The organism is Collinsella sp. AF33-16, assembly GCF_003475325.1.
Taxonomy (GTDB): domain Bacteria; phylum Actinomycetota; class Coriobacteriia; order Coriobacteriales; family Coriobacteriaceae; genus Collinsella.
This window is the reverse complement of the sequence record NZ_QRQC01000001.1, coordinates 112,987-139,444: the sequence shown is the minus strand read 5'-3', so window position 1 is coordinate 139,444 and position 26,458 is coordinate 112,987. Positions and strand designations below refer to the sequence as shown.

General features: G+C 56.4%; 19 protein-coding genes. 10 read left to right on the top strand and 9 right to left on the bottom strand.

What is annotated here, in order from left to right; translation table 11 throughout:
• From DWZ52_RS00530 to DWZ52_RS00505, 6 genes are all read right to left on the bottom strand, one after another.
• Positions 1–3,423 (bottom strand): DUF4430 domain-containing protein, encoded by a 3,423-nt coding sequence (locus DWZ52_RS00530; RefSeq protein WP_158572382.1) that lies wholly within the window; start codon positions 3,421–3,423, stop codon positions 1–3.
• Between the two features lie 431 nt (positions 3,424–3,854).
• Positions 3,855–5,618 (bottom strand): AarF/ABC1/UbiB kinase family protein, encoded by a 1,764-nt coding sequence (locus tag DWZ52_RS00525; protein ID WP_118384631.1) that lies wholly within the window; start codon positions 5,616–5,618, stop codon positions 3,855–3,857.
• 8 nt (positions 5,619–5,626) lie between these two features.
• On the bottom strand, positions 5,627–6,043 hold the full coding sequence (locus DWZ52_RS00520) for a hypothetical protein (protein WP_117637319.1): 417 nt from the start codon (positions 6,041–6,043) through the stop codon (positions 5,627–5,629).
• Positions 6,044–6,191: 148 nt separating this feature from the next.
• Positions 6,192–7,715, bottom strand: coding sequence for a C69 family dipeptidase (locus tag DWZ52_RS00515; RefSeq protein ID WP_117564483.1), 1,524 nt, complete (start codon positions 7,713–7,715; stop codon positions 6,192–6,194).
• A gap of 354 nt (positions 7,716–8,069) precedes the next feature.
• Entirely contained in the window at positions 8,070–8,924 is an 855-nt protein-coding gene (locus DWZ52_RS00510; protein ID WP_118384630.1) for a bifunctional 5,10-methylenetetrahydrofolate dehydrogenase/5,10-methenyltetrahydrofolate cyclohydrolase, read from the bottom strand.
• A gap of 2 nt (positions 8,925–8,926) precedes the next feature.
• Positions 8,927–9,559 (bottom strand): cyclodeaminase/cyclohydrolase family protein, encoded by a 633-nt coding sequence (locus DWZ52_RS00505; RefSeq protein ID WP_118384629.1) that lies wholly within the window; start codon positions 9,557–9,559, stop codon positions 8,927–8,929.
• A gap of 377 nt (positions 9,560–9,936) precedes the next feature.
• On the opposite strand from DWZ52_RS00505, the gene DWZ52_RS00500 reads away from it, so the two are divergent.
• From DWZ52_RS00500 to DWZ52_RS00490, 3 genes are all read left to right on the top strand, one after another.
• Positions 9,937–10,536, top strand: coding sequence for a hypothetical protein (locus DWZ52_RS00500; protein ID WP_147352128.1), 600 nt, complete (start codon positions 9,937–9,939; stop codon positions 10,534–10,536).
• Between the two features lie 239 nt (positions 10,537–10,775).
• Complete coding sequence (locus DWZ52_RS00495; protein ID WP_117855576.1) at positions 10,776–11,369, top strand: hypothetical protein; 594 nt, start codon at positions 10,776–10,778, stop codon at positions 11,367–11,369.
• A gap of 305 nt (positions 11,370–11,674) precedes the next feature.
• On the top strand, positions 11,675–14,167 hold the full coding sequence (locus DWZ52_RS00490; RefSeq protein WP_118384627.1) for a phosphatidylinositol-specific phospholipase C: 2,493 nt from the start codon (positions 11,675–11,677) through the stop codon (positions 14,165–14,167).
• Between the two features lie 93 nt (positions 14,168–14,260).
• Here DWZ52_RS00490 and DWZ52_RS00485 read toward each other — a convergent pair whose 3' ends face one another.
• The gene (locus DWZ52_RS00485) at positions 14,261–14,530 is read right to left on the bottom strand and encodes a hypothetical protein (RefSeq protein WP_117839717.1); all 270 of its coding nucleotides are present in this window, start codon (positions 14,528–14,530) and stop codon (positions 14,261–14,263) included.
• A 360-nt stretch (positions 14,531–14,890) separates the two neighbouring features.
• On the opposite strand from DWZ52_RS00485, the gene DWZ52_RS00480 reads away from it, so the two are divergent.
• The 7 genes from DWZ52_RS00480 (at position 14,891) to DWZ52_RS00450 (ending at position 24,924) form a co-directional block, all read left to right on the top strand.
• Positions 14,891–15,184, top strand: coding sequence for a helix-turn-helix domain-containing protein (locus DWZ52_RS00480; RefSeq protein WP_147352127.1), 294 nt, complete (start codon positions 14,891–14,893; stop codon positions 15,182–15,184).
• A gap of 181 nt (positions 15,185–15,365) precedes the next feature.
• Positions 15,366–15,659: an ADP-ribosylglycohydrolase family protein gene (locus DWZ52_RS00475; RefSeq protein ID WP_233547223.1), complete on the top strand. Its 294-nt coding sequence runs from the start codon at positions 15,366–15,368 to the stop codon at positions 15,657–15,659.
• A gap of 1,018 nt (positions 15,660–16,677) precedes the next feature.
• Positions 16,678–18,396 (top strand): N-6 DNA methylase, encoded by a 1,719-nt coding sequence (locus DWZ52_RS00470; RefSeq protein WP_118384625.1) that lies wholly within the window; start codon positions 16,678–16,680, stop codon positions 18,394–18,396.
• Positions 18,397–18,398: 2 nt separating this feature from the next.
• Positions 18,399–18,938, top strand: coding sequence for a hypothetical protein (locus DWZ52_RS00465; RefSeq protein ID WP_118384624.1), 540 nt, complete (start codon positions 18,399–18,401; stop codon positions 18,936–18,938).
• 181 nt (positions 18,939–19,119) lie between these two features.
• A complete protein-coding gene (locus DWZ52_RS00460) occupies positions 19,120–22,209 on the top strand; it encodes a type I restriction endonuclease subunit R (RefSeq protein ID WP_118384623.1) in 3,090 nt (1,029 codons plus the stop codon).
• A 14-nt stretch (positions 22,210–22,223) separates the two neighbouring features.
• Positions 22,224–23,747, top strand: coding sequence for a class I SAM-dependent DNA methyltransferase (locus DWZ52_RS00455; protein ID WP_118384622.1), 1,524 nt, complete (start codon positions 22,224–22,226; stop codon positions 23,745–23,747).
• Positions 23,737–24,924 carry a restriction endonuclease subunit S gene (locus DWZ52_RS00450; protein WP_118384621.1) on the top strand — a complete coding sequence of 396 codons (1,188 nt, stop codon included), beginning with the start codon at positions 23,737–23,739 and terminating at the stop codon, positions 24,922–24,924. Before DWZ52_RS00455 ends, DWZ52_RS00450 begins: the two co-directional genes overlap by 11 nt.
• On the opposite strand, the gene DWZ52_RS00445 is transcribed toward DWZ52_RS00450, so the two are convergent.
• A complete protein-coding gene (locus tag DWZ52_RS00445) occupies positions 24,896–25,366 on the bottom strand; it encodes a restriction endonuclease subunit S (protein WP_118384620.1) in 471 nt (156 codons plus the stop codon). The two genes, DWZ52_RS00450 and DWZ52_RS00445, sit on opposite strands and share 29 nt — an antisense overlap.
• A complete protein-coding gene (gene xerA, locus DWZ52_RS10290) occupies positions 25,363–26,286 on the bottom strand; it encodes a site-specific tyrosine recombinase/integron integrase (protein ID WP_158566067.1) in 924 nt (307 codons plus the stop codon). The genes DWZ52_RS00445 and xerA overlap by 4 nt, the downstream gene beginning before the upstream one ends.
• Positions 26,287–26,458 lie beyond the last annotated feature (172 nt).

Genomic DNA, 26,458 nt, shown 5'->3' with positions numbered 1-26,458 from the left:
CTACCGACGTTTGGTGAACACGAACACGCCGACGATGGCGAGACCGATGACGCCGGCGGCAACGCCAACAATGGCGAGCGGGTTGGTGCCAATCTCCTGCTCGGAAGCACTAGAGGACTTCTTAGCAGTGGTCGTGGAAGCAGCACCCGTATCGGACTTGGAATCGGACTTTTTGTCGGACTTGCTGTCCTTCTTGTCAGACTTCTTGTCAGACTTCTTCTCGTCCTTCTTATCGGACTTATCGGCGTCCTTCTTGTCGGACTTGTTGTCCTTGGTCTCGGTCTTGGTCGACACCGTCGTCTTGGTCGTCGGCTTATGACCCGGGGCGATAGCGCCGCCGACCTGCTGGCCCTTCGTGCCGGAGCCGGAACCCGTGCCCGTGCCAGCACCGGAACCGTTGCCAGCGCCGCCGTTGCCACCATTAGTGCCAGAACCGCCATTACCGCCAGGGTTAACGGCATTCTTGGTCCACTTGGCATACAACGTCAGGTCGGCCGTCACCGGCGTGCTAAAGTCATACGCCTGCGTGCAAGCCTCATCGGTATACCAACCGCCGAAAGTGTAGCCGTCGCGCGTCGGATCGGCCGGCTTGACCAGCTTGCCATCGGCCGTAGTCTGGAAGTCGACCTTAGAACCCTCGCCAGTCTCAAACGAGACCTTAACGCCACCACTCAGCTTGAAAAGCGTGCCGGAATCGTTGATGTAGTAGAGGTTACCCTTGGCATCGCAGGCAATCGGCGAGTCACAGTAATTGTTGTGTCCCGCTGCGCTAAACGCACCGGTCGCCTGTGCGTCACCCATCTTGTAGCGATACACGCCACCGCCCGAGGTGTAGTTCACATAGTCGGAAGTCGCACCATAGTTGACAGTGAAATAAACGTACGTGTCATCCGCCTGGACACTCACGAGCGGTGCGCCCTTAATGCCACCGGCAGGAAGCACGGAGCCATCGGCAGACGAAACCAACGTCGTAGCAAAGTCATTATCAAGGTCGACAATCGCCAGCGCCGAACCGCCAGAAACCTCGCCACCGACAATCAGCTTATTGCCATACAGCGTGGGCATGCAGGCACAACCCGTAAGACCAAGATCGATGACGCGTTCTTCGGAAATGCGCGAAGAGGCCCTTGCGTTTGCGTCCGACAGTGCCAGCACGTGGAGCTTGCCGTCACGCGAGATCACATAGGCATGCTTGCCGTCTTTGGACAGTACACAGCCGGAGTTGACGATGGCACCAACCGAAACGCTGCCGAGCACATCACCTGTCGACTTGCTCAGCATCTCAACGGTACCTGCACTCGTCGGAACCAGAATATAGCCGTCGCCCACTGTAGCGCTCGTCCAGTAGTAGCCCTCATCAGCATTAACATGCTGCCAAGAAACAGCGCCGGTCAGTATATTAATACGCGTCAGATGACCGTTATTGTACGTACTCGTTCCATAGTCGACATCAACGGTGCCAACGTAGAGATAGTTGCCATCGACCGTCAGCTGGGAATTTGACTGGGCAGATTTGCTCACAGAGTCAGTGACCCAAACCGTCGTCAGCGTATCGGCCGTCAGAGCCTGGACCGCACCGCCGTCGAGCGGGACGATGACCAAGCCTTTCGTATAAATCGGACGCGTGGTGTAGCCAATCGCAGTCTGAAGGTTCGACTCGGCAAGCACCTTGCCCGACTCGGCGTCGATCTTAAGCAAACGCTTGTTCACGGCAAGGTAAACGTTGCCGTTCACGACAATAGGCTCACTCGCATTGGGATACGTGGCACCCGAGTAGGCCCTCCAATCGAACGTCCAAGGGCTTGCCAGCGTGCCCGTAGGCGTGGACACGTTCTTGACCACCGCATTGGAATTGCCACTCCAGTCGGCTTTCCAATCGGTCGGGCGCGAAGCGCTCGGATCGACTACGACTTCATCGGGATTAGGAACGGTGTCGCCAGGGGCGTAAGCCCAGACGATTTTGTCGCCCGACTTGAGCACGTAATCGCTATCGAGCTGAGGCCCGGGAACGCCATTAACAAAGAACGACCATGCACCCGACAGCTCGGTGCCATCAAGCGGCGAGACAAGACTATGAACACCCCAATAACCAAATTGGTCGTACATCTTGGACTCAATGCCAATGGCATCGAAGTAGGCAGCGGAAGCGTCCTTGATCGTCGTGCCCTCGACAAACACCTGCGTCGAAGGATCGGTCCAGCGCTGCGCCTTCTCATCCTTCTTACCGATGATCTCCATTGAAACGGAAACCTGGCCGGGCATGGTTCCATCAAAGCCATAGACCCAGGTAACCTTGTCCCCGGCCTTGAGTGTGTAATTGCCCGCGCCGACATTGGCCGCCTGACCGTTAACGAAGAACTGCCAGAATTTCCAAGTGTTTTCGTTAACTTTCTCGCTCGAAAGCGTCACGGTCTTGTTGAACGGTGAAGTCAGCGACTCGAGATACCAGCCGTACGTGCCTTTCCCCGTTTTGGCGCCAATGCCGGCCTTTATAAAGGCCTGCTCGGAAAGATCAGCAGCGGTCGTGCCCTCTTCCACCAAAGCTGTCGTGGGCTGCGCCCATGTCTGCTGAGCGCCCGAGGCGTCCTGGCCGACAACGGTGCAGCTAACGGAAATCTGATTGGCGGGCGCGGGGTCACCGTACTTCGAGTAGCACCAGACGACGGAGTCGCCGTCCTTGAGCGTGTAGCCGCCGGCGCCGACCGCGGAGGCGCTGCCGTTGACGAACAGCTGCCAGTGCGCGCCGGTCGCCGGGTCGTAGGCGAGCGTGCGGCCCGCGTCGAAGGGCGACGTGATCGAGTTGAGTGCCCAGCCCCAGGAGCCGTTGGGGTCGTAGTCGGCCTTGAGGCCGGCCTGCCTGAAGAGCTGCTCGGAGAGGTCGGCCGCGGTCGAGCCCTCCTTCAGAGCGATCTGCTGCGCGGCGGCCCAGGTCTGCTGGGCGCCCTTGGCGTCGGTGCCGACGACGGAGCACGTGGCCGCGACCTCTTGGCTTGCGGCTTCGGTAGGCTGAGATTCAGCCTCATCGGAAGCGGCTACAACACTTTTGACGTTCTGTTCGGATGAATCCGGCGAAGCAGTAGAAGCCTCGACTGCGGCAGAATCGTCCGACGCTACGCCGTTGCTATCTGCGGCATTCGCCGAAGCGCCATCGTTAACCGACGCATCGCTCGCGTTAGAGCCGGTTTCAGAAACGACACCGTCGGCAGCACCGTCCGCGGCACCCGTGCCCTCGCCCGGCGTCGCAGCCTGAGCCACAGCCTCGGCAATGCCCTCGGCGCCCTCGGCCCACAGCTGAGCCGGCGTGGTGCCAAAGGCCATCGCGAAGGCCAGGAATGCCACCAGGCCGCGCTTGGCTACGCCGCATGCAATCGCGCCACGGCGATGCAACGAGGCGCGCTCGCGCTCGTCCTCAAACATATCCATTTGTCCCCCATTGTCTGTACTTGGAGCGTTGCCTTGAGGCTGCCCCACGTCATCGCGCGTGTTGCGCTCGAGTTCCCCCATCGGGGTCCCCCTTCCCTCCAGAGCCCTATGCACACCGGCGGCATACGCCGCAGCCGCACGCAAGATGGGAGGCGATCCGACTTAACCTTAACGACTCGGGCGCGCCGTCCGATCTGCGACGCGAACATCCCGAGCCAAGAGGAATTACGGTTACTGGTACAGCCGGGGACTTGCACCCCGATTCTCCCAAACGCGCAGGAAAACCGCGCATTCGTGCGTCTCCGCACCACCATCTAGGCCATCGATTATTACCGTCAAAATGGTATCACGCAAAAGGGCCTCGCACGCAGGCGAAGCCCAAGGTAAAAGCTATTGTTTGCGATAGGAAAATGCGGTGACGGCCGCAGCCTCTAGTGCTTGCCGCCGTGGCTGTTGAGCCAGATATTGCGGCCCAGCATAAGCGCCAGCACCAGCGCGCTCACGTAGCCCATAAAGCCAATGACCGGGATACCAAACACAACCGGCTCGATGCGTGCGTAGTACACCACCGACGAACCGATAAACAGACCGGCGATCACGATAGCCATCGACATGCGGTCGATAATTCCGCCCAGCTGTCGCAGCGCCTTATCGCTGCTCATGATCTGCGTGTTCACCTTAAGCTGGCCGCGCGTGAGCATACGCGAAGCCAAGCCCAAATACTCGGCCGCCTCGAGCGAGCCTTTTGCCGCGCGATAGCTGCTCGCGGCCAGATCGCGTCCCATATCACGCACGCGCGCATAGGTGCTCTTCTCGTTTTTGATGTGCGTCTGGATGATCTGGATCATGTTGACGTTGGGCATATACTCGGTCAGCAAACCCTCGAGCGTCACCATGCCGCGGGCGAACATCGTCACCACGCTCGGCAGCTCAACGTCATTTTTGCGCGCCAGATTGAGCAGCGAGGTCAAAAACTCGCCGATATCTAGGTCCTTAAGGTCAAGGCCCGCAAAGTCAGCCACGATATAGTCAAGATCGGACAAAAAGGCCGAATGATCGAGCTCAGCCGAGTCGCCACGCGTCACGGCGAAGCGCATGAGCGAATCCTTGAGCTTGGGCACGTCACCCTCGGCCACGGCGAAAATCATGTCCTTTACGATACCGCGATCGTGGCTCGACATGCGTCCGACCATGCCCAAGTCGATAAAGTAGACAATGCCGTCCTTGAGGATGATGTTTCCCGCATGCGGGTCGGCATGGAAAAAGCCGTCGTCGAGCACCTGCGTCGAGTAGTCCTCGACAATCGCGGCACCGATCTTTTCCAAGTCATAGCTCTCGGCCACCAAGCGTTCAGGATCGGCGATCGAAATGCCGTCGACGTAATCCATGACCACCACGTGCTCGGTGCACAGGTCCAGATAGGATTTAGGGCACGTCACGCCATGAACGCTCTTATGGAACTCGTAGAAGTCGTTGAGGTTTTTGGCCTCGGCCAAAAAGTTGGTCTCCTCGCGAAACGAGGTCCACAGCTCTTCGACCACGCCGTGCAGGTCAACAAACTGGTCGGTGTTGACGAACTTTGAGACGATACGCACCACCGAACGGATGATGTCGATATCCTGAGCCATCACCTGCTGCGCGCCGGGGCGCTGCACCTTAACGGCCACGTCCTCGCCGGTCACCAGGCGGGCACGGTGTACCTGCGCGAGCGACGCGCTTCCGAGCGGATTGGGGTCGATCGCGTCGAACATCTGCCCCAGGCGCTGGCCGTACTCCTCTTCCAGACACCGGAGCACTACCTCATACGGCACCGGCTCTACATCGGAGCGCAGACGACGCAGCTCGTCGCAAAACCGCTGCGGCAAAATCTCGGAGCGGTTAGCCAGAATCTGCCCCATCTTGACGAACATAGGGCCGAGCTCTTCAAGCAGACGACGCAGGCGCATCGGCGTGAGGTTGTCCCACACGCGATACTTTTTGATCAGGCGAACGATCTGCCCAATGCGCTCACGACGACCTGCCGGCGTGAGCTGGTATTCCTCATCCGGCGCCATCGCGTCGGGCTCCTCGGGGACCATATCGACAGCGCGCGGCTTCTTGCGAGCGCCCGAGACGGCGGCATCGACCTCGTCGACAACCGCCGCCTCGTCACCCAAGGGATCTTGATTGTTGTAATCGGTGGTGGAATCTGCCATCTGCGCTACTACTCGGCCTCTTCGGCATCCTCTGCATCGTCGGGCTCAACAGACTCGACGGGCACCGAAGTCACGTTGTCCTCGACCGAATCGACGATGTCGCGCACATGGGCCAGGAAGGCCGTACGCTCGGGGGCGGTCATAACGCGGACGCGCGCCAGGATGAGCTCATCGAGCACGCGCTGCGCCGCAGTCTCGCCCTGCATGCCCAGGCGCTCGGTCAGGTCGGAGATGGTGCCACCCGCCTGCTCGAACATATCGGACACGCTGCGGGCGATATCGGGGGTGCCGGCATCCTTGCGGACCTGCTCGCCCTTGGTACCGAGGTCGTCGAGAACCTTCTTGCCGCCCTCGACGGCAACGGCGGCGGCGCCGAAGCCCACGTTGATGGCACCGTTAACAAGCTGATCGAGTTTCATAACCATGGTTGGCTCCAATCATGAACAACTGCATTGGACTTCTTGTACCCAAGATTGAGTGAACGACACAAAATCGTTTTACCGCCAAGATAGAAATCGAGCGGGCCAAAGCCTTTGACGGCGTTTGCCCCGCTCGTTCGCTGCAAGGTTGCCTTTACCTTACGTTGTCGTTCATCGCGAAAGAGTTCTTCATGGCGCAGCTCGTGGTGTAGAGCACCTTGCCCAACAGGGCATCGGTCTCCACGCGCACGAGCTCGGCAAACTCCTCGTTGGCGCGTGCAAGCTCGGCAGGCACCTCGGCCTCGGGCAGAACGGCTACGGCAGCGTCGACGTCATGAATCTGCTTGTGGCCCATGCCGCCGACCTTCTCCTGATAATCCTCGACTGCGCGGCCGCACTCATGGAAGCGGACGTCGGCCAGCGCGCCGATCAGGCGGTTGGCCCAGTAGAAGTTTTCGGACGTCACGCGAGCCTGCGTGTCGGCAAAGTACTCGGGCATGGTCTCGACGTTGGCGTACAGCGGAACCAGCGCGTTAAACGAGTTGGAGCCAAAGGCCATCCACTGCACGGCGCGGTAGGCCGGATGCGCATAGGGGCGCAGCTGCAGCACAGCGAGCTGGCTGTTGCGGTTGATGCCGATGGGGCGATAGGCGCCACGCGTGGCGGGCGTGCCCTTGCTGCCGTAGCAGTCGTACTCCGTGCCCTGGTAGTGGCTCGAGAGTACGTACTTGATGTCCTCGATGGTCACCTTGCGCTCGGGCACGCGGCTCCAGGGAATATCGTCGCTCTCGGGCGTGTAGTCGGCCTCGGGACCGTCCCACACATCGCTGGGGTTAAGGCAGCGCTGCATATACCAGGCGCGCGGCGTGTTGTAGACGTGGTCGCTGTCGCTGTGCGAGCCAAAGGCCTCGCGCGGGTTGAAGACCGCGGCCGGACCGTCGCCCTCGACGCCCAGCGTCAGGTCCAGATGCCACTCGGCCATCCAAGCGCGCAGGTCGGCGGAGCACATGTGATCGGCCTGGGCGCCCTCGGCGTCATCCAGGTCAAAGCTGTCGATACCCAGCTGGTTGGGCATGGTCACATAGGCGTCGTCAGGCACGCGCTTGGCGATCCAGTGGTGACCGCCGATGGTCTCGAGCCACCAGATCTCGTCCACGTCGCTAAAGGCGATGCCGTTGTTCTCGTAGGTGCCATAACGCTCGAGCAGGTCACCCAGAATGCGTACGCCGTCGCGGGCGGATTTGGCATATGGCAGCACCAGGGTCACCATGTCCTCCTCGCCCAGACCGCCGGGCTGCGCCGGAACATAGCCGTCCTCGTCCTCGTTGCCCTTGGCGGGCACGTAGTCGACGAGCGGGTCGGCGCCGCGAACGCGCTCGTTGGTGGTGAGCGTCTCGGTTGCGGACATGCCCACATTGAGCTCGTTGAAACCGGCCTCGGCCCAGATGCCGTGGCCCGGGACAACATCGGGGACGCTCGTGTAGCGCATGGGGTTATCGGGCAGTTCAACGGTCAGGTGACTCAGGACGCTCGTATAGACGCGCGGCTGCTCGTCGGGATGCACCACACGCATACGCTTGGGCTCAAACACCCCGTTGGACGAATCCTCGTTGCGGGCGACCAACGTCGACCCGTCGTAGCTCGCGTTCTTACCAACCAAAATCGTTGTGCACGGCATGCGCATCCTCCTTGAGCGAAGAAATCAAACGATAACAGTGTATCGCTTCGGCGCAGAAAGGGCGAAACCGCGGCGCTGGCAACCCCTGTGGTCAAAATATGCCAAATATGAGTACTGTCACCAATTTAGTAACAGCAATTTTGCTACGCATGGGTGTCGAAAGCCTACATTTGTTCAAAAATTAGATGATGTAATTCCTCATAGGTCCAATAAAATAGGCTCTCTATCGATAATAAATATCGTTAGAGAGCCTATTTGACCTAAAATATATGTGACTATCTTGGCAACAGTACTCATATTTGGCATTTTTTGTCCACGGGGTATAGAACTAACCCCTCAAACAGCCCAAAACGCCTATTTCGATGCACGCTCGGCCGCTTCGATCACGTGTTTGGCGAGGATCGCCGTCGTCACAGCGCCCACGCCGCCCGGCACGGGCGTGATGGCGTTAACGACCGGCTCCGCAGCATCAGAATCGACGTCACCCACCAGCTTGCCAGCGGCCTCGTCCCAATTAATGCCAACATCGATGATCGTCTGGTCCTCGCGAACGGCATCCACGCCAATCGTACGCGCGCGTCCAACGGCGGCAACCACAATGTCGGCAGCACGGCACTCGGCAGCAAGGTCGCGCGTATGCGTATGGCACGTCGTCACAGTCGCATTGCGCGCCGTAAGCATAGCGGCTACGGGACGCCCGATCACCAGCGAGCGCCCGACCACAGCAACCTTAGCTCCATCCAGCTCAACGCCGTAATGATCCAGCAAAGCAAGCACGGCTTCGGCTGTGCAGGGGGCAAAACCCTCGCCGCGCCCCGAAAGCGCGGTGAGCAGCGAAGCCGGCGTCATGGAGTCAACGTCCTTGGCAGGATCGAGCGCTGCGGCAACCGCATCCTCATCAAGGCCGGCGGGCAGCGGGCGGAACATCAGGCAGCCATGAACAGCGGGGTCGGCATTGATGTCCTCGATGGCCGCCAACAGCTCGACCTGAGAAACATCGGCGGGAAGCAAAACGCGGCGAGCTTCAATGCCAACCTTCTCGCAGCGCTTGAGCGCACCGCGCTCGTAGGATAGGTCGTCCTCGCGTTCACCCACACGCACGATAGCCAACGTCGGAACAACGCCTCGCTCGCGCAGGGCTGCGCAGCGAGCAGCAAGTTCCTCAGTCAGCGCGCGGGCGACGGGAGCGCCCTTCAGCAGTTCAGCCATGGCTATCCCCTCTTCCTTGCAGCGTCGGCGGCGCGGCGCGCCAGCGCATCGGCGCGCGGCAACCACGTGTCCAGCAGCTCATCGCACGCGGTCTCGAGCTCCTCGGCGCGCGCCCGGTCCTTCATAGACGTGGTGTTGGCAAAGAGCGTCAAGCTCGCGCCCTGCATAGCGGAACGGCAGAACACGGCGCCGCACGCCACATCGGACAGCAGCTGACGCGAACCCTTGTCGGCCATGTCCTCGAGCAGCGCCAGCGCACGCCCGCAGGCATCCATAATGCGATACGGCGGCATAGCGGCCACATGCAGCGCATCCTGAATCGCGGTCGCTCGAGCCGGATCGTCACGCGGAATACCGTATGCCGCGGACACCTGCCCATAGGCACGAACGTCCTCGGTAACCAACTCGACAAGCTCCTGGGCCAGCTCATCAGCATGGGCAAACGCACGCGTCAGGTCATCCGCACGATCAGCAAGCGCGGGATTGGTCGCACCGTAGCGGGCAACCATTCCGCACAGCGAGGCGCCCAGCGCGCCCACAAAGGCGCTCGCGCTGCCACCGCCGGGAACCGGCTCGCGTGCGGCAAGTGCCTCGGCAAACTCTCGACAGGTTTTATCCATCATCTCTTGGATCATACGCACGCACCTTCAAGACATATACATCGGTCAGGCGGCAACCGCCGACCAACCGCATCGAACACGTAATGGTGCTAAGTCTAGCCCATAAGCACATGGGCGTCAGCACACCTGGCCATCGCGGATTTCTATGACGAACGATAGGCCATGCCAACGCAAACATGGGACACATGGCCCACGTTTCGAGACTCCCGGGCAGCGGCAACTAGGGCATACATATAGGTAAAGAGCCCCATGTTGGGGCAACGCTCATCACGGCACCGGACGACGAATGGAGGAATCACCGCACAGCAAACAAAGTCATCATGTGCACGCGCAACCGCCGCCCCAGCGATCCGCGGCACACGATGTCCCTGGCAGACAAGGAGGACGCCACCATGAAGAAAAAGACCCTATCGATCCTTTCCCTTTGCATCGCCCTCTTTGCCGCATATGCCCTTGTCGGCTGCGGCGGGAGCGCATCGGGCGGCAGCAGCGCCTCCAAGAGCGAGAGCAAGGAAAAGACCCCCGTCGCCAAGAAGACCGACTTTATCTGGTTTAAGGTCGAGATGCCCGAGGGCGTCGGCGTAAGCGACTCCGCCGGCAAGAATGCCGGCAGGGTCCAGCTCACCTTCCCCGAAGACGAGAACGCCTCGGCCGATCGTTTTATCCCCGTTTGGAAAAAAGCGCTGACTGCCGAGGAATCCCACGCCGACCAGGCGGAAAAGAAGGGGGATACGTTCCAGTGGAAGGATGGCGGGTCCGTCGAGTATAACGGCAGGACGTGGCTCGTCGGAACGTACGAGGACAACAGTGGCATCACAACCCTCCTCTTTACCGACGTTGAGCCGGGAAGCGCCTACGTCCTCATCTCGAACTTCGACCAGCACAAGAAAGAAGCCGAGGCGCTCCTCAACTCCATCGAGTTCCCCGATGACATGGCAGAGGCAGTTTCCGAGGCACGCGAAGTCGAGATTTCGAGCATCGAGATCAAGTAACGGGACACCCGCACGCGCCTACGCGCACCAGCGCGCATGCGCCCATTAAAACAACGGGCGCCCAACCCGGGGGGGCCGACAGCATCGGCCCTCCCCTCTTTTGGACCCGCGCATATTGCCACTTGTCGGCGCAATTCCAGCCCTCAGAATGGGACACATGGCCCACCCTAGCGAGCCGTCCACGCGTACAGTAAAGGCAGGTAATCCATGGGCGGTTACAGATCGAGGAGGACACGACCATGAAAAAGAAGGCCTTTGCGATTCTCACCCTCTGCATCAGTCTCTTTGCCGCGGTTGCCCTGGTGGGCTGCGGTGGCAGCGGCGGCGCTACCGGCAGTGGCGGTGGCGGCGGAGCAGAAAAGCCAGCCGTGGATATGAGGACCGACTTCATTTGGTTTAAGGTCGAGGTCCCCGAGGGCGTCGAGATCACCGACGTCGCAGGCGACACTGCCGACAGGGCCCAGTTTAAGTTCACCGAGAGCGAGCACGCCAGCGATCGCTTCATCCCCGTCTTCGATCCTGACAAGAACGCCGACGAGCTGTTCGACTACGAGGCAAAGTGGAATGCCAGCTTTGAGTGGACCGAGAATGACCCCGTCAAGTACAACGGCAAGACTTGGCGCAACGCTTCCTATACACACTCGGGCGGCGTAACGACCGAATACTTCACCGACGTTGACGGCGGCAGTGTGTATGTGCGTATCGACAACGTCGAGGAGCACAAGGACGCCGTCGAGACCATGATGAAGTCTCTGGAATTTGCCGACGACATCGCCGAGGCCAAGACCGAGGCCATGGACGTCAAGCTCGACGATATCGAGATCAAGCGCTAAGCGACTGGCGAGCGCAACGGGAAACACGGTCGCAGTGCAAACAAGCGACGGTACCCCAGCGCTTCGTACCCAGGGAGGGCCGGTAAACCGACCCTCCCTTTCTTATGCCTGTAGCCGACGAACGCGAGGATGCCGGACGCCGGAACCGCCCCAAATGTGGCAACAGTACGAAAACGACAAACACCCCAACACGTCCGCCCACCGATTTATTGCGCCGCGCAGACAATTAAACCAGCATCTTTAAACATCTGGGCAGTATAGTGACCAAAACTATCGCATAACCGCACCCTGCGAATGGAGGAGTCATGGCCGAACATCATGCCATCAGTCGCCGAGCGTTTACGCTGGGCTTAGGTCTTGCGGCACTGTCGCCGCTTGCAAGCCTGCCAGAAACCGCGGCACCGGGCATTCCCCTGCGAGCGGCATTTGCAGACGACACGCCCAAACCGGCGGAGCACCTCGGTAATTTCGTCATTCGCCTTCGCCCCGCGGGCTTTTTTCGCACCGCGAGCGTCAACCAAGACGGCAACGTTCGCGGCAACGTCTGCCACCTGTTTAACGACGGCACGTCCAGCAAGCTCATCCTTGAGAACGTAACGACCAAGAATGACGATACAAACTGGTATGCTATCCGCACCTTGCTCAATTTCGAAGAGCATAAAAAGACGGGCTACAGCATTTGGTCGGTCGACGACGACTCTGACAAAGATGGAAAGGTCATCCACGTATGGGGCGGCGAGTATGACAACAAGCCCAGCCGCGCTTTTGCGTTCGAGCGTCAATCAAACGGAACCTATATCATCCGAGACCGCACGGTCGAGAAAGAAACCGAGAAAAAAGACATTAAGTACCTGGCAATAGAATCGAACGGCGAAGACCAGGACAACAATAAGATCTGCCATAAGAGTAAGAGCATTCCGTGGAAGCTCGAACTTATCGGTTACGACATGAAAAAGAACGATGCCACGGTTAGCAGCCTCGACTGGATCACGTACAGCAGCTACGTCGATGGGCCATGTTGGATGAAATACGTCGACGACAACAAGTTCCTCGACGAGCTGAGCATCCCGGGTACGCACGATTCGGGCACCTGCAGCGTGGACAACGACACTGAGCCCCAATCCTCGCAAGTAAAATGCCAGCAGGATTACATTCCCACGCAGTTGCTCGAAGGCATTCGCTATTTTGATATCCGGCTCGGAAAGGGCGACGACCCCGGTATCGACCACGGGGATTACTACCTGCTCAAAAAAGACGCGTACTTTATGCATCTTTCCGATGTCATAGGCTACTTCAAAACGTTTTTGAACGAAAACCCGACAGAAGCGCTCATCATGCTTGTATCACGAGGCAACGACGAGGCTACCGACGAAAGTGTTACGACGGCTTTCGCCAAGGTTTTGGACGACAACCCCAAACTGTTCTATACGTCGAGCCGAATCCCCACGCTACACGAGGTGCGCGGAAAGATCGTTCTGCTGCGTCGATTTAGGCTCGCCGGCAACAGTGTAAGCGGCCACACGTGGGGCCTCGACCTTACCGAATGGGATGACAAGATCAAGGCTCACTCCGACAGCGCCACTATGTGTCTCGTCCAAGACGCGCGGGGCTTTGAAGCCGCGGGGGAAACAGGCGACAAAGAGCCCTATTGCACCAAGGTATACGCCCAGGACAAGTACAAACTCACGGGAACCGACAAGCTCAGCTGGGTCGATAATGCGCTGAAGGAAACGACCGGGCGCACGCGCAACAAGGTGGACGTCGTGGACGATGACGGGGCCAAGGTGCAAGTCCAGGAGCGTTGCTGGTCTATCAACTACACCAGCTGCACGGGCTTGTCGCACGGAGGCAATCCTTTTACCTCGGCACGAGTAGTCAACGAGCATCTGTACAAGAGCCCGTACATCAACCCCAGCGACAACGAGGAAACAAAGTCAGATTACCTCAAGCACATTGGCATCATCGCATCCGACTTTGTTGATGCGGCGCTGGCCCGGAGCATCTACCAGCGCAATTACGATTACGATACACAGCACAAGCAGACAGCTTCGTACTACCTCCCGAGCCGCATGCGCATGACGTACGGCGACTCGCTGAGCGATGCCTCGCTCCAGGATGGCAAGACCGTTGGCGAGGGCCATTTCCGCCTTGTCGACAGCAGCAACGTACTCAACGTGGCGGCTTCGGGCCATGCGTTTGCCATCGAATATGTGGATGTCGACGCCTTGGGCAACGAGACCGTTACGGAGCTGCGGGGCTCCGTGCCCATCGATATCGATCCACGCGCGCTGACACCCCACTTTGAGGGGCTCGAAGGCCTTAAGGCCGGCGAGGACGTGCGCGCCAAGATCACGGCGCTGCTCGACGGCAAGCTCGAAACCGATGCCTGCACGGCCCAGCTCGAGTTTGTGCACGACGCGAACGGCGCTCCGGGCACGGCAATGGCCGAGGGCGAAACATTTGCCGCAGGGACGTACTGGGTGCGCGCGAAAGGCCTTTTGGGCGACGCAGCACAGAACTACACGCTCGCCAGCGATGGAGCAGCAAGCTTTACCGTAGCGGCCTCGAGCAGTGCAGGCGGCACCGGCAGCGGCACGGGTTCCAACGCAGGCGGCGCCGACAAGAACGGCGGCGGCAACAAGAGCGACCAGGGCAAGAGCTCGGGCGGAAAGCTCGCCGACACGGGCGACAGCTCTGGCGTTGCCGCCGGGCTCGCTGCCGCCGCCGTGGCGACAACGGTCGCCGGCACAGCACTGCTTGCCAATGACCGCGACACTACCGAGGACGTTAACGAATAGGCAAGCCAGTTTTTTGGGCGCATCAACTCAATCGGGGCGCAGAATACCGTTCTGTGCCCCCGATTTTTACCTTGGCCCAAACGCCGCCATAGGCTACATCACCATGTTCAGCGCGTTAACAAACTCCTGGGCCTTCGCACGGCTGCTCAGGCTAAAGACGCAAGCAGTCAACAGCCTGTTACGCAGAAAAACATCGCGGCCTTTGATTCTATTGACGCCCGTAATGTCCTTAAGATAGACAATTTCGGTGTGCTTGCCACCAAAAGCGCCCTTCTTGAGCACCTCAATACGGTTGGGGTAGACCTTAACGTCTTTAAACCTACCCGAACCTTTGTCCTGGAACAGCAAAGTGTTGTTATCCATGCGTGTCACTCCCGCGGGGTTCGCTAAAACTGCCTCTATGGCCACATTTTAGTCACCGCAAGGCTCCCATGCGAAGGTGCCAGACAGCACAGCAATTCGTGTCCGCGCGAGGCTTTAAGATAGGCATGCTCAGCTGCATCGATGCGACCGGAATATTCTAGGAGCACGCCTCGTATTATTCGCCATTAGAGGAGGTCTTACCTGGTTTACGTATGGGAATTCGAGTTCTTTGATTCAGATGGCGTTGTCGATGCCGTGCCATGTGGCTCGCCGGGCGTAGGAGGAACGCTTGGCTCCGACCTAAACGACGCTGTCGAAAGCGCCACTGATTATCTTGCATGTATGGTCGACGATCACCTTATGGGTGGCATTGAACTTCCCGCGCAAGACTTCGGACATGAGCAACAATACGGCGGCAAGATTATCGCCGTAGCCGTCAGCCGCGAACTCGGCGACATTCCCGCCGTCACCGCAGTGGATGCCGCGCGTATGCTCGGTGTTAGCTCAGCACGGGTGTCACAACTGCTAAATTTAGGACTGCTGGATTCATGGAAGGATGGCACCAAGCGCATGGTGTCCAAAGCCTCCCTCGAGGCACGACTCGCCGACTCATCAAAGGCAGGGTGCCCGAAAGAGGTCCCTATTGTTGTATAAAGCAATAGCGTTGCGGTTTTTCATTTGTCAGATTAGCTGACAAACTCTCTCAATTCGGGACTCACCGCGTCCCGAATTGAGCTAGACACACTACCGCAGGTTGCCGCGCATCCTCAATCCAAAGTACAAGAGGTGTTTCCCACGAAAGACAGACCGAAAACAACACTACGCAACTGCATCTATGGGCTTGCCGTCGGCGACGCGCTGGGCGCTCCATCTGAAAGGCGTTCCAGAGCAGGAAATCAGGTCAAGTGGCTTCGTTCGCGACACGCTTAAGGTAGCCACCTGGTGCTTCGTCGACACCACCAGCTACGAAGATTGCGCGCTTGCCGCCGTCAACCTAGGCGACGACACCGACACCACCGCAGCCGTCGCAGGCGCCCTCGCCGGCACGGCATACGGCCTCAAAGCCATCCCGCGGGAATGGATCGACACCCTACGCGGCAAAGAGCTGATTGAGCAGTGTTTGTTTTAGGGCGCACTTACGATAGAAACTGACCAGGAGGCACCATGGAGAGGAAGATCGCGAATATCGATGAGTTCAAAATGGACGAAAACGAGACCCCGATACTCCCAACGGGACTGAGCTCAGCTTCTTCGGGCAGATGCTTGCTCAATTCAAAGAGAGCTAGAGGCTTGATTGCCCGTTAGATCGACACCACTCCAAAAAGGGGTCGGACATCCCCCGACGCGACCTATGGGGTAAAATCTTGACCGCCGCGGAATCCGCCTGCGGGCAACGCTCCGATCTCCGATTGGGGTGAAGCCTATGAACTTGTTTCTTGAAATCCTGCGCCTCTCGATGTACGTGACCGGCATTGCCCGGAACCTCTACTCGATCTGGCGGGAATATAAGCAGTAACGGATAGCGAAGGGAGTCATAGAAAAGGGCCGGTTGCAGCCGGCCCTTAAGACACTTGTACCTGCGTTGCCCGCGCTTCCAAAGTTGACCGACTGAGGAGCGGGTTCCGCGGCACAACCTGATTCTACCCAGCGAGGCGGATCTTTTGCAGCCGCTCCACCGTTTATTTACATCTACCGCCACAAGCGGATTCCGCGCGAACGAGAGCAAAGAAACAACGCCAGCGCGGCCAACAGAACAGACAATCCATGCGATCAAAGAAATAGAAAAGCTCCCGCGGCCTCGGTTCCTCGCCCAGGTCTAGGCGCTTTTCTTGGCACCATCGCACCATATCCGCCATCGCCTCCGGCTTAGGACTGTGCCCCACTGAAATGCAATGGTATGCCGCACCCATTCATCTTCACCTGCGAATAGACCAAAACGGCAAATGCACGCTGCTCCGATTCACTCCTCACGCCTTTAGCTGTCACCAAGTCAATAACGAGTGGGCACGACCAGCAGGTCGGCCAGATCAGTGTAAGACGAATTTTTCTGGTTATAAATAACCTGAGATTTTATCTGGTTATCCATAACCCGATGTGATATAGTTCAGTCAACGGTTATTGATAACCATCGTCTGAAAGGAATCAAATTGTTTAGCACCAATGCACAGACAAAAGAAATCGGCTGGACCCTCACGACCCGTCTCCGCGGTTCATTGCCCTCCGAATATCTCTACCCGCTCGTATATCTCGCACGTTTCGCTCAGAAAACCGGCAGATGCGACGACCACGCCGAAATGATTGAGCTCGCATCCCAGGGAGACGGCGATATCGCCACGCTGCTCAATCACGCCTATAAGAGAAATGCCGCAGACGGATCATTCGACGAACTCCTTGCCGTTCTTTCCAGTTTCAGCGAAGAAGCAATCGATAAATTCCTTCAGGACGGACCGATCAGCCAGGGAATCTTTGGCGGAGAGTCCTCGACCCCCGAGGGAATCGCGCACCTCGCACTTGCTGTTCTGGATATTAAGTCCGGCGAGAAGGTCATTGACTTCGGCTGCGGAACAGGCAATTTCCTCGAAGCTGCCGCAGCGAAATGCCTCGACGCCAAACTTATGGGCGTCGAACTCAATTCAAACACCCTCGCCATCGCAAAGCTCCGTTCCAAAATCAAGGGTTCGCAGATCTACTACGCTTGTGATGACATGTTCCGCTATTTCGACAGCAGCATCGAGCGCAATCCTGTAGATAAAGCGTTCTCCAACTACCCCTGGGGCATGCAGACCAAGATGTTCTCCAAGAGCTCCGATTACATCGAGAAAGTCATGAAGGGCCAGGAACGCTACAGCCGTCCGTCGTCATCCGATTGGGTTTTCAACCGCCTGCTTGTCGATTCCCTCAAAAAGGGAGGGACCGCCGCCGCAGTCATGTCGAACGGCGCGTGCTTTAATGGCACGGATAAACCAGTTCGCGAATACTTCGTTAAGAACGGCTTCATTAAAGCGATTGTCGCACTACCCAAGGGGGTCTTTGCTCCCTACACGATGATTCAAACGTCGTTCGTCGTCCTTACCGCAGGCGGCTCCAAAGGAGTCCGTTTTGTCGATGCAACTGATTTGGGCACCAATGATCGCCGCAGCTGCTCAATTGACGAAACCGCCATTAACGCGATTGTCGAGCGCCTTGGCGCCGATTCCGAAAAGAGTGTTTTCAAAACACTTGATGAAATTGCGGCGCGCGACTTCGATCTCTCTGCAAAGCGTTATCTCGAAAAAGAAATCGAGGTCCCGAATGGAGTTGAGCTCGGGAGCGTCGCAAAAATCATGCGAGGCGCAAGCGTACGCGCAGCAGAACTCGATGCACTTGTCTGCGACGAAGACACCGGACTCAGCTATCTCAACCTTGGCAATATCTCTGATGGGTCTATCGACGACCTTCCGAACCTCTCCACACTCGACACGAAACTTGAGAAGTATCGTATCCACAACGGCGACGTCCTTATCTCAAAATCCGGCGCACCGTTCAAGGTCGCGGTTGCCGAGGTCCCTGAAGATCGGAAAATCATCGCGAATGGAAATCTGTATGTATTGAGCGTCAACAGAGAAAAGATTGACCCCTACTACCTCGCCGCGTTTTTCTCGAGCCCCACTGGAAAAGAGCTCCTTGCCCGTGAAGCAGTCGGCACCACCATACCCAGCGTGCCCATCAAAGCTCTCGGCAAAATTAAGGTGCCCCTCGAGGACACCGATCGTCAGAAGACGATTGCCGATGCCTATCTCGCTAAGACAGACGAGATCAAGTTGTTAAAGTTACGTCTATCTCGAGCTCGCCAAGAACTTACCGACCTTTTCGATGAGGAGGGCTAGCTTTGGCGCATCTCACCATTCAGGAGCTCTCCGACCTTTGCGACGCGATGATGGGGCGCATGGGTCTCGAACTACTACCCGCCATAACAAAGGCAAATCGCGAAGACACTCTTGAGGATCTTTTGGCATCCCTTGGAATGTCCGACCTTCTCATAAGTGAAAACAATCCCTCTGAGGAACGCTTTCTGGGTAAGATCCTCGTTGTGGGCGCCAGCGTCGTTAACGTCGACAAGTTGCGCAGCATCGCCCGCAAGAAAGGGTTCGATCCGGATCGATTTGAGTTTCAACTCGAATACTCCCGACTCAAGCACTTCAACTTCGGCAAAATACGCGGCTCGATGGGCTACGCCGCGATCCTTGCTGGCCCCATGCCTCACAAGACCCCGGGCGCCGATGAAGCCTCAAGCTTCATCGCTCGCATCGAGAACAATCCGGACGACTACCCGACACTCATTAAAATGCAAGCGGGAAACGACCTCAAGATCACCAACAACAGCTTCAAGCAAGCGCTTGGGCAACTGTCACAACACGAGCGCCTGTAAATAGGAGCCAGTTTAATAAGTAAGAGAGCCTTGCCACCAATTGTCATTCGGGCACGATCAGCCAATAGGCCAAATGGCAACTAACGGGTGTCAGATATACCAATATACGCAAGATTAACTGCTAGAATGCAATGGTGGACAGGCTCACCAGCGTCGAAGAAGCATAAGGTAAGGAGTGCGCATGATTGCTGTCGACTACAGCTCCTCAACGTCATTTAATGAGGATGCTTTCGAACAAGGCATCATTGACCACTTGCAAACGAGCCTGGGGTACGAGCACCTCTATGGACCCGATGTCGCTCGTTCCTCCGACGCGTTTGACGACGCCTTCCTACCTGACGTCATTGGGCCCGCTCTTGAGAGCATTAACCCCACGCTCAATCGGCGGGCGATTGATGCCTCAATTACCAAACTAAAGGAAATCGAGGGCAGCGACCTCATCGCCAAGAACAGCATCTTTATGGACATGCTCCAGAACGGTGTGGAGGTAAGCTGGTTTGACGGCAAAGAAGAGCATACGGACATCGTGCGCTTGGTCGATTACGACAATCCCGAAAAGAACTGCTTCCACGTTGTTAACCAGTGGACCTACATCGAGTGTGGCACCAACAAACGTCCAGATATCATCGTATTCGTCAACGGGCTTCCGCTCGTTCTCTTTGAATTGAAGTCACCCGCTCGAGCCGATGCTGACAGCGAAGATGCCTATCAACAGATTCAAAACTACAAACGACAGATTCCATCGCTTTTCGTGTACAACGCCTTCTGCGTCACCAGTGACATGCTTCACACCAAGGTTGGCACGATCACCGCCAACGAGTCACGCTTCGTTGAGTGGAAGAGCGTCGATGGGAGCTACGAGGCCACCCAGTACGCCGATTGGAAAACCCCTCTGGACGGCATGTTCCCCAAGGAGCGGTTCATCGACATCCTGAAGAACTTCATTCTGTTCTCCGAGGACGCGAAAATCCTCGCGGGATACCATCAGTACTTCGCGGTGAACAAAGCACTCGAGAGCGTGCATGAGGCCATCGGCGGCGACGGCAAGGGCGGCGTTTTCTGGCACACGCAGGGCTCGGGCAAGTCGCTTTCGATGGTTTTCCTTGCCCATCTGCTCGAAGAGAAACTCGACAGCCCGACCATCGTGGTGATTACCGACCGCAACGACCTCGACTCGCAGCTGTTCGCACAGTTCTCCAGATGCTCAGATTTCCTGCGCCAGACGCCCGTTCAGGCGCAGAGCCGTGCCGATCTTGCGCAGCAGATCTCGAGCCGCCGCGCCAACGGCATCATTTTCACCACCATGCAGAAATTCGAGGAGGAGGCCATCGCCCTCTCCGAGCGCAAGAACGTCGTCGTGATGGTGGATGAAGCGCACCGCGGGCAGTACGGGTTCGAGGAGAAATACGACCGTGACGGCAAGAAGCACACGGGCACCGCGTTGCTCATCCGCCGCGCCCTTCCAAATGCGACTTTCATCGGCTTTACCGGTACCCCTATTTCTGCCGAAGATCGATCGACTCGCGAGGTTTTCGGCGATTATATCGACGTCTACGACATGACTCAGGCAGTAGAGGACGACGCAACTCGACCCGTGTTCTACGAGAGCCGCGTCGTCGCACTCAAGCTGGATCAGGGCATCCTTGCAAAAGTTGACGATGAGTACGAAAAGCTCACCGAGCAGGCTAATGCCGAAACCATTGACGCAAGCAAGCGTAACTTTGCAAATCTAGACGCCGTTCTAGGTGCACCAGAAGTCATTGATGCCCTGTGTCAGGACATCGTAGAGCACTATGAGACCAACCGTGCGCACGAGCTCACCGGCAAGGCGATGATCGTCGCGTATTCGCGCCCCGCCGCCATGGCTATATATCAACGTATATGCAAACTGCGACCCTCTTGGAAGGACGAAGGCAAGCTCGGCGTTGTCATGACCATGGGCAATCAGGACCCCGAGTGGTGGTTCGACGTCGTAGGCAATAAGGCCCATGTGAAGGAGATGGCAAAGCGCTTTAAGGATGATGCTGACCCGCTCAAAATCGTAATCGTCGTAGACATGTGGCTCACCGGTTTTGACGTGCCGAGCCTTGCCACCATGTATGTGTATAAACCCATGCGCGGGTATAACCTGATGCAGGCAATCGCACGCGTAAACCGAGTGTATAAAGACAAGGTTGGCGGACTGGTTGTTGACTACGTAGGCATAGCTAACGCCCTTAAACGCGCCATGAAGGACTACACCAAGCGCGACCAAAAGAAATACGGCGACATGGATATCGGGAAAACCGCCTATCCTAAGTTCTTGGAAAAACTGGCGGTCTGTCGCGACAAAATGTTTGGTTACGATTATTCGGAATTCATGAGCACCGAGTCCGCCGCACGTCGAAGCGAACTCATAACGGGTGGAGTAAATCATATCCTTGCACCCGGCGACGAAGATACCACCCGCGACTTTGTTGAGCAGGCAGGAATCATGCTCAAAGCCTATGGACTCGCCAAAAGTCGCGCAACAGACATGCAGCGCATCGAGGCTGGCTATTTCCAGGTTGTTCGAGAGCTCATCCTTCAGCTCACCGAGCAGGGCGGCACCCGCAGCAAAAACGGAGGCAAACTTACCCTTAAGCAGGTAAATGACCGCATCAATGCACTACTCGAACAGAACATCGTCCATACCGACGGCGTAATAGACCTGTTTAAGGTGGAAGATGAAACGGTTTCGGTTTTTGATCCCAAGTTTCTGTCGAGCCTCTCGCGTATGAAAGAGAGGAACTTGGCTTACGAGTTGTTGAAAAAACTCATCGACGACCAGATCAAGGGCTACCGCAAGAAGAGCGTGACGCAGGCAAAGAAGTACTCAGAACTCATGCAAAGCATGGTAAATAGCTATCTGAATGGACAGCTCACAAACGCTGAGGTATTCGAAGAAATGCTCAAGATGGCGAAAGAGATGCTTTCCGAAAACCAAAAGGCAAAGGAGCTTGGGCTTAGCGAAGAGGAGTTTGCGTTTTACGAGGCGCTAACACAACCGCAAGCAGTCGCTGATTATTATCGCGAAAGAAATGACGAGCTAGTCGCCATCACGCAAGAGCTCGCTGCGAAGATGCGCGAAATGCGCACGGTCGATTGGCAGAAGAAACAAAGCGCACGCGCTGCTATGCGTGTTGCAATTAAGCGTCTGCTCAAACATCATAAGTATCCGCCAGAGGGCATGGAGTCGGCACTGGCCACCGTGATGGATCAGTGCGAACTCTGGGCCGACAATGCAGCATAGGGAGTTAAAACAGCATGGCTAAAAGCAAGACTAAGGACACCAAGAAGAACACGGCCGACATTGGCTTTGAGGATCAACTGTGGAACGCTGCAGATGTGCTGCGTGGCAACTTGGACGCTGCCGAGTACAAAAACGTCGTGTTAGGCCTTATTTTCCTGAAGTACCTCTCGGACCGTTTCGACGAACGCTACCTAGAGCTCGTCGCAGAGGGTTACGGCGACGAGGAGGATCGCGACTGCTACATGGAGCAGAATGTCTTCTTCGTTCCCGAAGAAGCACGTTGGGTGAATATCTCGCAGGCGGCGCATACGCCCGAAGTTGGCCAGATCATTGACAATGCCATGCGCGCCATCGAGCGCGAGAACGACAAACTCAAAGACGTGCTGCCCAAGAACTTCGCTCGTCCCGAACTAGACAAGAGGCGCTTGGGCGACGTCGTTGACTTATTCACAAACGTACAAATGACCGATAACGAGAGCGAGAAAGACCTGTTAGGGCGCGCATACGAATATTGCCTGCAGAAATTCGCATCAATGGAGGGCAAAAACGCCGGCGAGTTCTATACGCCGTCGTGCATCGTGCGCACGCTGGTTGAAATCCTCCAGCCTTTCCACGGTCGCGTGTACGACCCCTGCTGCGGCAGCGGAGGCATGTTCGTGCAGTCCGCAGCCTTCGTCGAGCACCATGGCGGCAACGTGGTACAGGACATCACCATCTTTGGCCAGGAGAGCAACCCTACCACGTGGAAGCTCGCAAAGATGAACCTCGGCATCCGCGGCATCGAGGCTGACTTGGGCAACTATGCAGACACCTTCAGCGCCGACCAGCACAAGAATGAAAAGTTTGACTATGTGTTGGCAAACCCACCCTTCAACCTCAAGAACTGGGGCGGCGAAGCGCTGCAGGAAGACGTACGTTGGAAGTATGGCATGCCGCCCACGGGCAACGCTAACTTCGCTTGGATGCAGCATATGATTTGGCATCTTAACAGCACAGGTAAGATTGGCCTCGTATTGGCAAATGGGTCGCTCTCGAGCCAGACGAGCGGCGAGGGCGATATTCGACGCGCTATCGTAGAGGACGATTTGGTCGAGGGCATTGTAGCCATGCCGGGGCAGCTGTTCTACAGCACCCAAATTCCCGTGTGTTTGTGGATCCTGAACAAGAAGAAGGCTCAGTCCGGCAAGACGCTATTCATCGATGCCCGCGAAATGGGCACCATGGTCTCTCGCAAACTACGCGAGTTTACCGAAGAGGACATCAACAAAGTTGCATCCGCATTCGACTCCTTCCGCAAGGGCGAGTTCGAGCCCGTGAAGGGGTTCAGCGCCATAGCGGATTTGGATGAAATCGCCAAGCAAGATTTCATCCTGACACCCGGTCGCTACGTAGGCATTGCCGAGGTCGAAGACGACGGTGAGCCGTTTGATGACAAGATGGCACGCCTGACTAGCGAGATTTCGAAGTGCTTTGAAGAGTCCAACCGCTTGCAGGAGCAGATTAAGAAGAATCTGGAGGCGATTGGATATGAAATGTAATAGTGCCCAAATCGGCGACGTTGCGTCATTTCGGAAAGTTAGCATTAAACCCGATGCGGGAACAATCTATCACTGCTATAGCTTGCCCGCATTCGATAACGCAAGAAAGCCCGAGATCCTTGATGGATCAGAAATATTAAGCAACAAACTTCATATTGAAAATGGCGACATCCTTGTAAATAAGCTTAATATGCGTTTTAAGCGCATCTGGCCTATCAATAGTCTTCAAGCCAATTCCGTTTGTTCGACAGAGTTTGTGCCCCTTTGCCCCAACGAAAAAGTCGATCGCAACTATCTGCTATACATCCTTATGAGCGATGATTTCGCAAACGCTTTGTCTGGAATGCGCACAGGAACCTCAGGATCGCATCAACGAGTGAAGCCTGAATGGATTCTCGATTACAAGTTCCCGCTTCCCAGCATTGAGAAACAGCGGAGAATCGGAAGCTTTCTTTCGTCGCTTGATCAAAAAATAGCCATTAACACTAAGCTAAATGGCTATTTAGAAGAGCTTTTGTTGGCTCAATTTACTGCACTATCACCAAACGAAAACTGGACCGAAGGAAGAGCCGACTCGTATTACGAAATCGGAATAGGCAAGACCCCACCAAGGAAAGAGCCGGAATGGTTCTCTGATGTCAAAGCCGATAATCACGTATGGCTTTCAATCAAGGATATGGGCGAAGCGGGGACATATTCGCTTGATAGCTCTGAATACCTTACTGACGCCGCAGTGAACGGCAAAAACGTAAGAAGGGTTCCAGCAGGCTCGGTACTTCTCAGCTTTAAGTTGACGGTCGGCAGAGTTAAGATCGCCGGTTGCAATATGACAACCAATGAGGCGATTGCCTGCTTTGCGTCTGATGACAAAAGAAAGCTAGCTTACGCTTATCCTTATTTGCGTTCATTTGATTATGGGAAATTGGGAAGCACATCTTCAATCGCAACGGCCGTTAATTCCAAAACCGTCAAAGCAATGCCTTTTGCAATGCCTGACGATTTGGAGCTCAGCGAGTTCTATCTATCAACCAAGCCGATTTACGAACAGCTGCTGGCAACTGCTAAAGAGTCACGCTTTCTTGCACAGTTGCGTGATGTCCTTTTGCCCAAGCTAATGTCGGGCGAAATCGATGTCTCGAAGGTCGATCTCACGCAGCTAAATAGCCATTTAGCTTAGCGTTTACCCCGATTTTGGCATCAATACTACCAATGACTTCGACGACTTGCCTTTGCTTCTCGAGCGAAGGCAAGTCGATTTCTTGCTTCGAAAGCGTTTTAACAGAAAGCCCAGGTTGAGCCGATTGAGCGGACAGCCGTCCTAGGCTCATAGTTGACAGGAGATAGGCAAGATAGTGCGAATCATTGGATTCGTTTGCAACGGCAACGACTGCGTGTTCGGTCATGTAAGCCTTGCCAGAATGAAAGCGGACATTACCGCAAGCGGCGCCTTGGCGACCGATAACGGCACATTCTCCATCGAAGTTGTAACGCTCTGCATATCCACGAAGACCATTGCCGCCGATTACCGGGTATGTCCCCGACTCCTGAACCTCAGCGGCTTTAATGCTCTTTCCGCTGCTTAGGCGTTCACAGATCTCTCCAAGTCGTACGCGCGTCATTCCAAGTACTTTCTATGCGAAGCCTTCACGTTGTTCTGGTTCACCATGGCGTAGTGCATGGTGGTGTCTATTTTCGCATGGCCTAGCAGCTTTTGCACCTGCTCTATAGGCATTCCTTTGTCGATAGCATGGGTGGCAAGCGTACGGCGAAACTTATGCGGATGAACGCGATTGACGCCGGCGGTTCTGCCCAGGTCGCGCAAGCGAAGCTCTATGCTCCCAACCGTAATGCGTCGAGCCGAGGAATCGAGCGCGACAAATAGTGCAGGACTCTTGTCAGCTCGGCTTGAAAGATATTCCGTAAGATGAAGCTTAGCGCGCGCATCGAAGTAAACGGGGCGCTGCTTATTTCCTTTTCCCATTACAAGGCATTCGCGCTCGTGCAGATTGACATCTTTCCTGTTGAGACGCACGAGCTCGCCGACACGCATGCCTGTCGAAGCAAGCAGATCAACAATGGCAAGATCTCGTTTGGATTCACAGGCGTCTCGCAAGACCTCCAGTTCCTCATCGCTAAGCACCTCTTTGGTTACTTGAGCTGTTTTGACGCGACGAATGCGCCTTACAGGACTTTTTACAATGTAATCCTCATCTTCAAGCCACGAAAAGAAGCTCGACATAATGCGGCGTATATTATCGATTGTGACTTTACTAGAACCGCGATTCACCTCGTAATCATTGAGATAACGGCGCAAGTCGTCGCTCTCAATCTGCGTATAGGACTTAGCAAGCGTTGTGTTCATATGCCGTAAGGTTGCCTCATAGTATGCAATGGTTTTAGGAGAGCACCCCTCGACCTCTTTAGCGGTGAGAAAGAGCGCGAGCAGATCTTGTCCTGGTTCCGCTTGTTTCGGTCCAAGTGCCCGTCTAAGCGTAATGGCTAGATGTTTGAGCTGATGCGGGTCGAGAAGGCCCTGCATTTCTGAAAGCACGGTATTGATGACAGTTTCCACGCTGTTCCTTTCGTCGAGTACGATAGCCACAGTGTGGACGGCGCGTTGTGCATAGTGAAGTAAATGGCTATTTAGCTGCGTGAGATCAACTTTCGAAACGTCAATCTCTCCCGACATAAGCCTGGGTAGCAAAGCGTCG

Bases quoted from the DNA above. Each gene is read 5' to 3' on its own strand.
- DWZ52_RS00495 (WP_117855576.1), top strand. From the start codon at position 10,776: ATGAAAAAGAAGGCCTTTGCGATTCTCACCCTCTGCATCAGTCTCTTT.
- DWZ52_RS00505 (WP_118384629.1), bottom strand. From the start codon at position 9,559: ATGATCCAAGAGATGATGGATAAAACCTGTCGAGAGTTTGCCGAGGCA.
- DWZ52_RS00525 (WP_118384631.1), bottom strand. From the start codon at position 5,618: ATGGCAGATTCCACCACCGATTACAACAATCAAGATCCCTTGGGTGAC.
- DWZ52_RS00460 (WP_118384623.1), top strand. From the start codon at position 19,120: ATGATTGCTGTCGACTACAGCTCCTCAACGTCATTTAATGAGGATGCT.
- DWZ52_RS00510 (WP_118384630.1), bottom strand. From the start codon at position 8,924: ATGGCTGAACTGCTGAAGGGCGCTCCCGTCGCCCGCGCGCTGACTGAG.
- DWZ52_RS00455 (WP_118384622.1), top strand. From the start codon at position 22,224: ATGGCTAAAAGCAAGACTAAGGACACCAAGAAGAACACGGCCGACATT.
- DWZ52_RS00490 (WP_118384627.1), top strand. From the start codon at position 11,675: ATGGCCGAACATCATGCCATCAGTCGCCGAGCGTTTACGCTGGGCTTA.
- xerA (WP_158566067.1), bottom strand. From the start codon at position 26,286: ATGCAGGGCCTTCTCGACCCGCATCAGCTCAAACATCTAGCCATTACG.
- DWZ52_RS00445 (WP_118384620.1), bottom strand. From the start codon at position 25,366: ATGACGCGCGTACGACTTGGAGAGATCTGTGAACGCCTAAGCAGCGGA.
- DWZ52_RS00480 (WP_147352127.1), top strand. From the start codon at position 14,891: ATGGGTGGCATTGAACTTCCCGCGCAAGACTTCGGACATGAGCAACAA.
- DWZ52_RS00485 (WP_117839717.1), bottom strand. From the start codon at position 14,530: ATGGATAACAACACTTTGCTGTTCCAGGACAAAGGTTCGGGTAGGTTT.
- DWZ52_RS00500 (WP_147352128.1), top strand. From the start codon at position 9,937: ATGAAGAAAAAGACCCTATCGATCCTTTCCCTTTGCATCGCCCTCTTT.
- DWZ52_RS00520 (WP_117637319.1), bottom strand. From the start codon at position 6,043: ATGGTTATGAAACTCGATCAGCTTGTTAACGGTGCCATCAACGTGGGC.
- DWZ52_RS00515 (WP_117564483.1), bottom strand. From the start codon at position 7,715: ATGCCGTGCACAACGATTTTGGTTGGTAAGAACGCGAGCTACGACGGG.
- DWZ52_RS00450 (WP_118384621.1), top strand. From the start codon at position 23,737: ATGAAATGTAATAGTGCCCAAATCGGCGACGTTGCGTCATTTCGGAAA.
- DWZ52_RS00475 (WP_233547223.1), top strand. From the start codon at position 15,366: ATGGGCTTGCCGTCGGCGACGCGCTGGGCGCTCCATCTGAAAGGCGTT.
- DWZ52_RS00530 (WP_158572382.1), bottom strand. From the start codon at position 3,423: ATGGATATGTTTGAGGACGAGCGCGAGCGCGCCTCGTTGCATCGCCGT.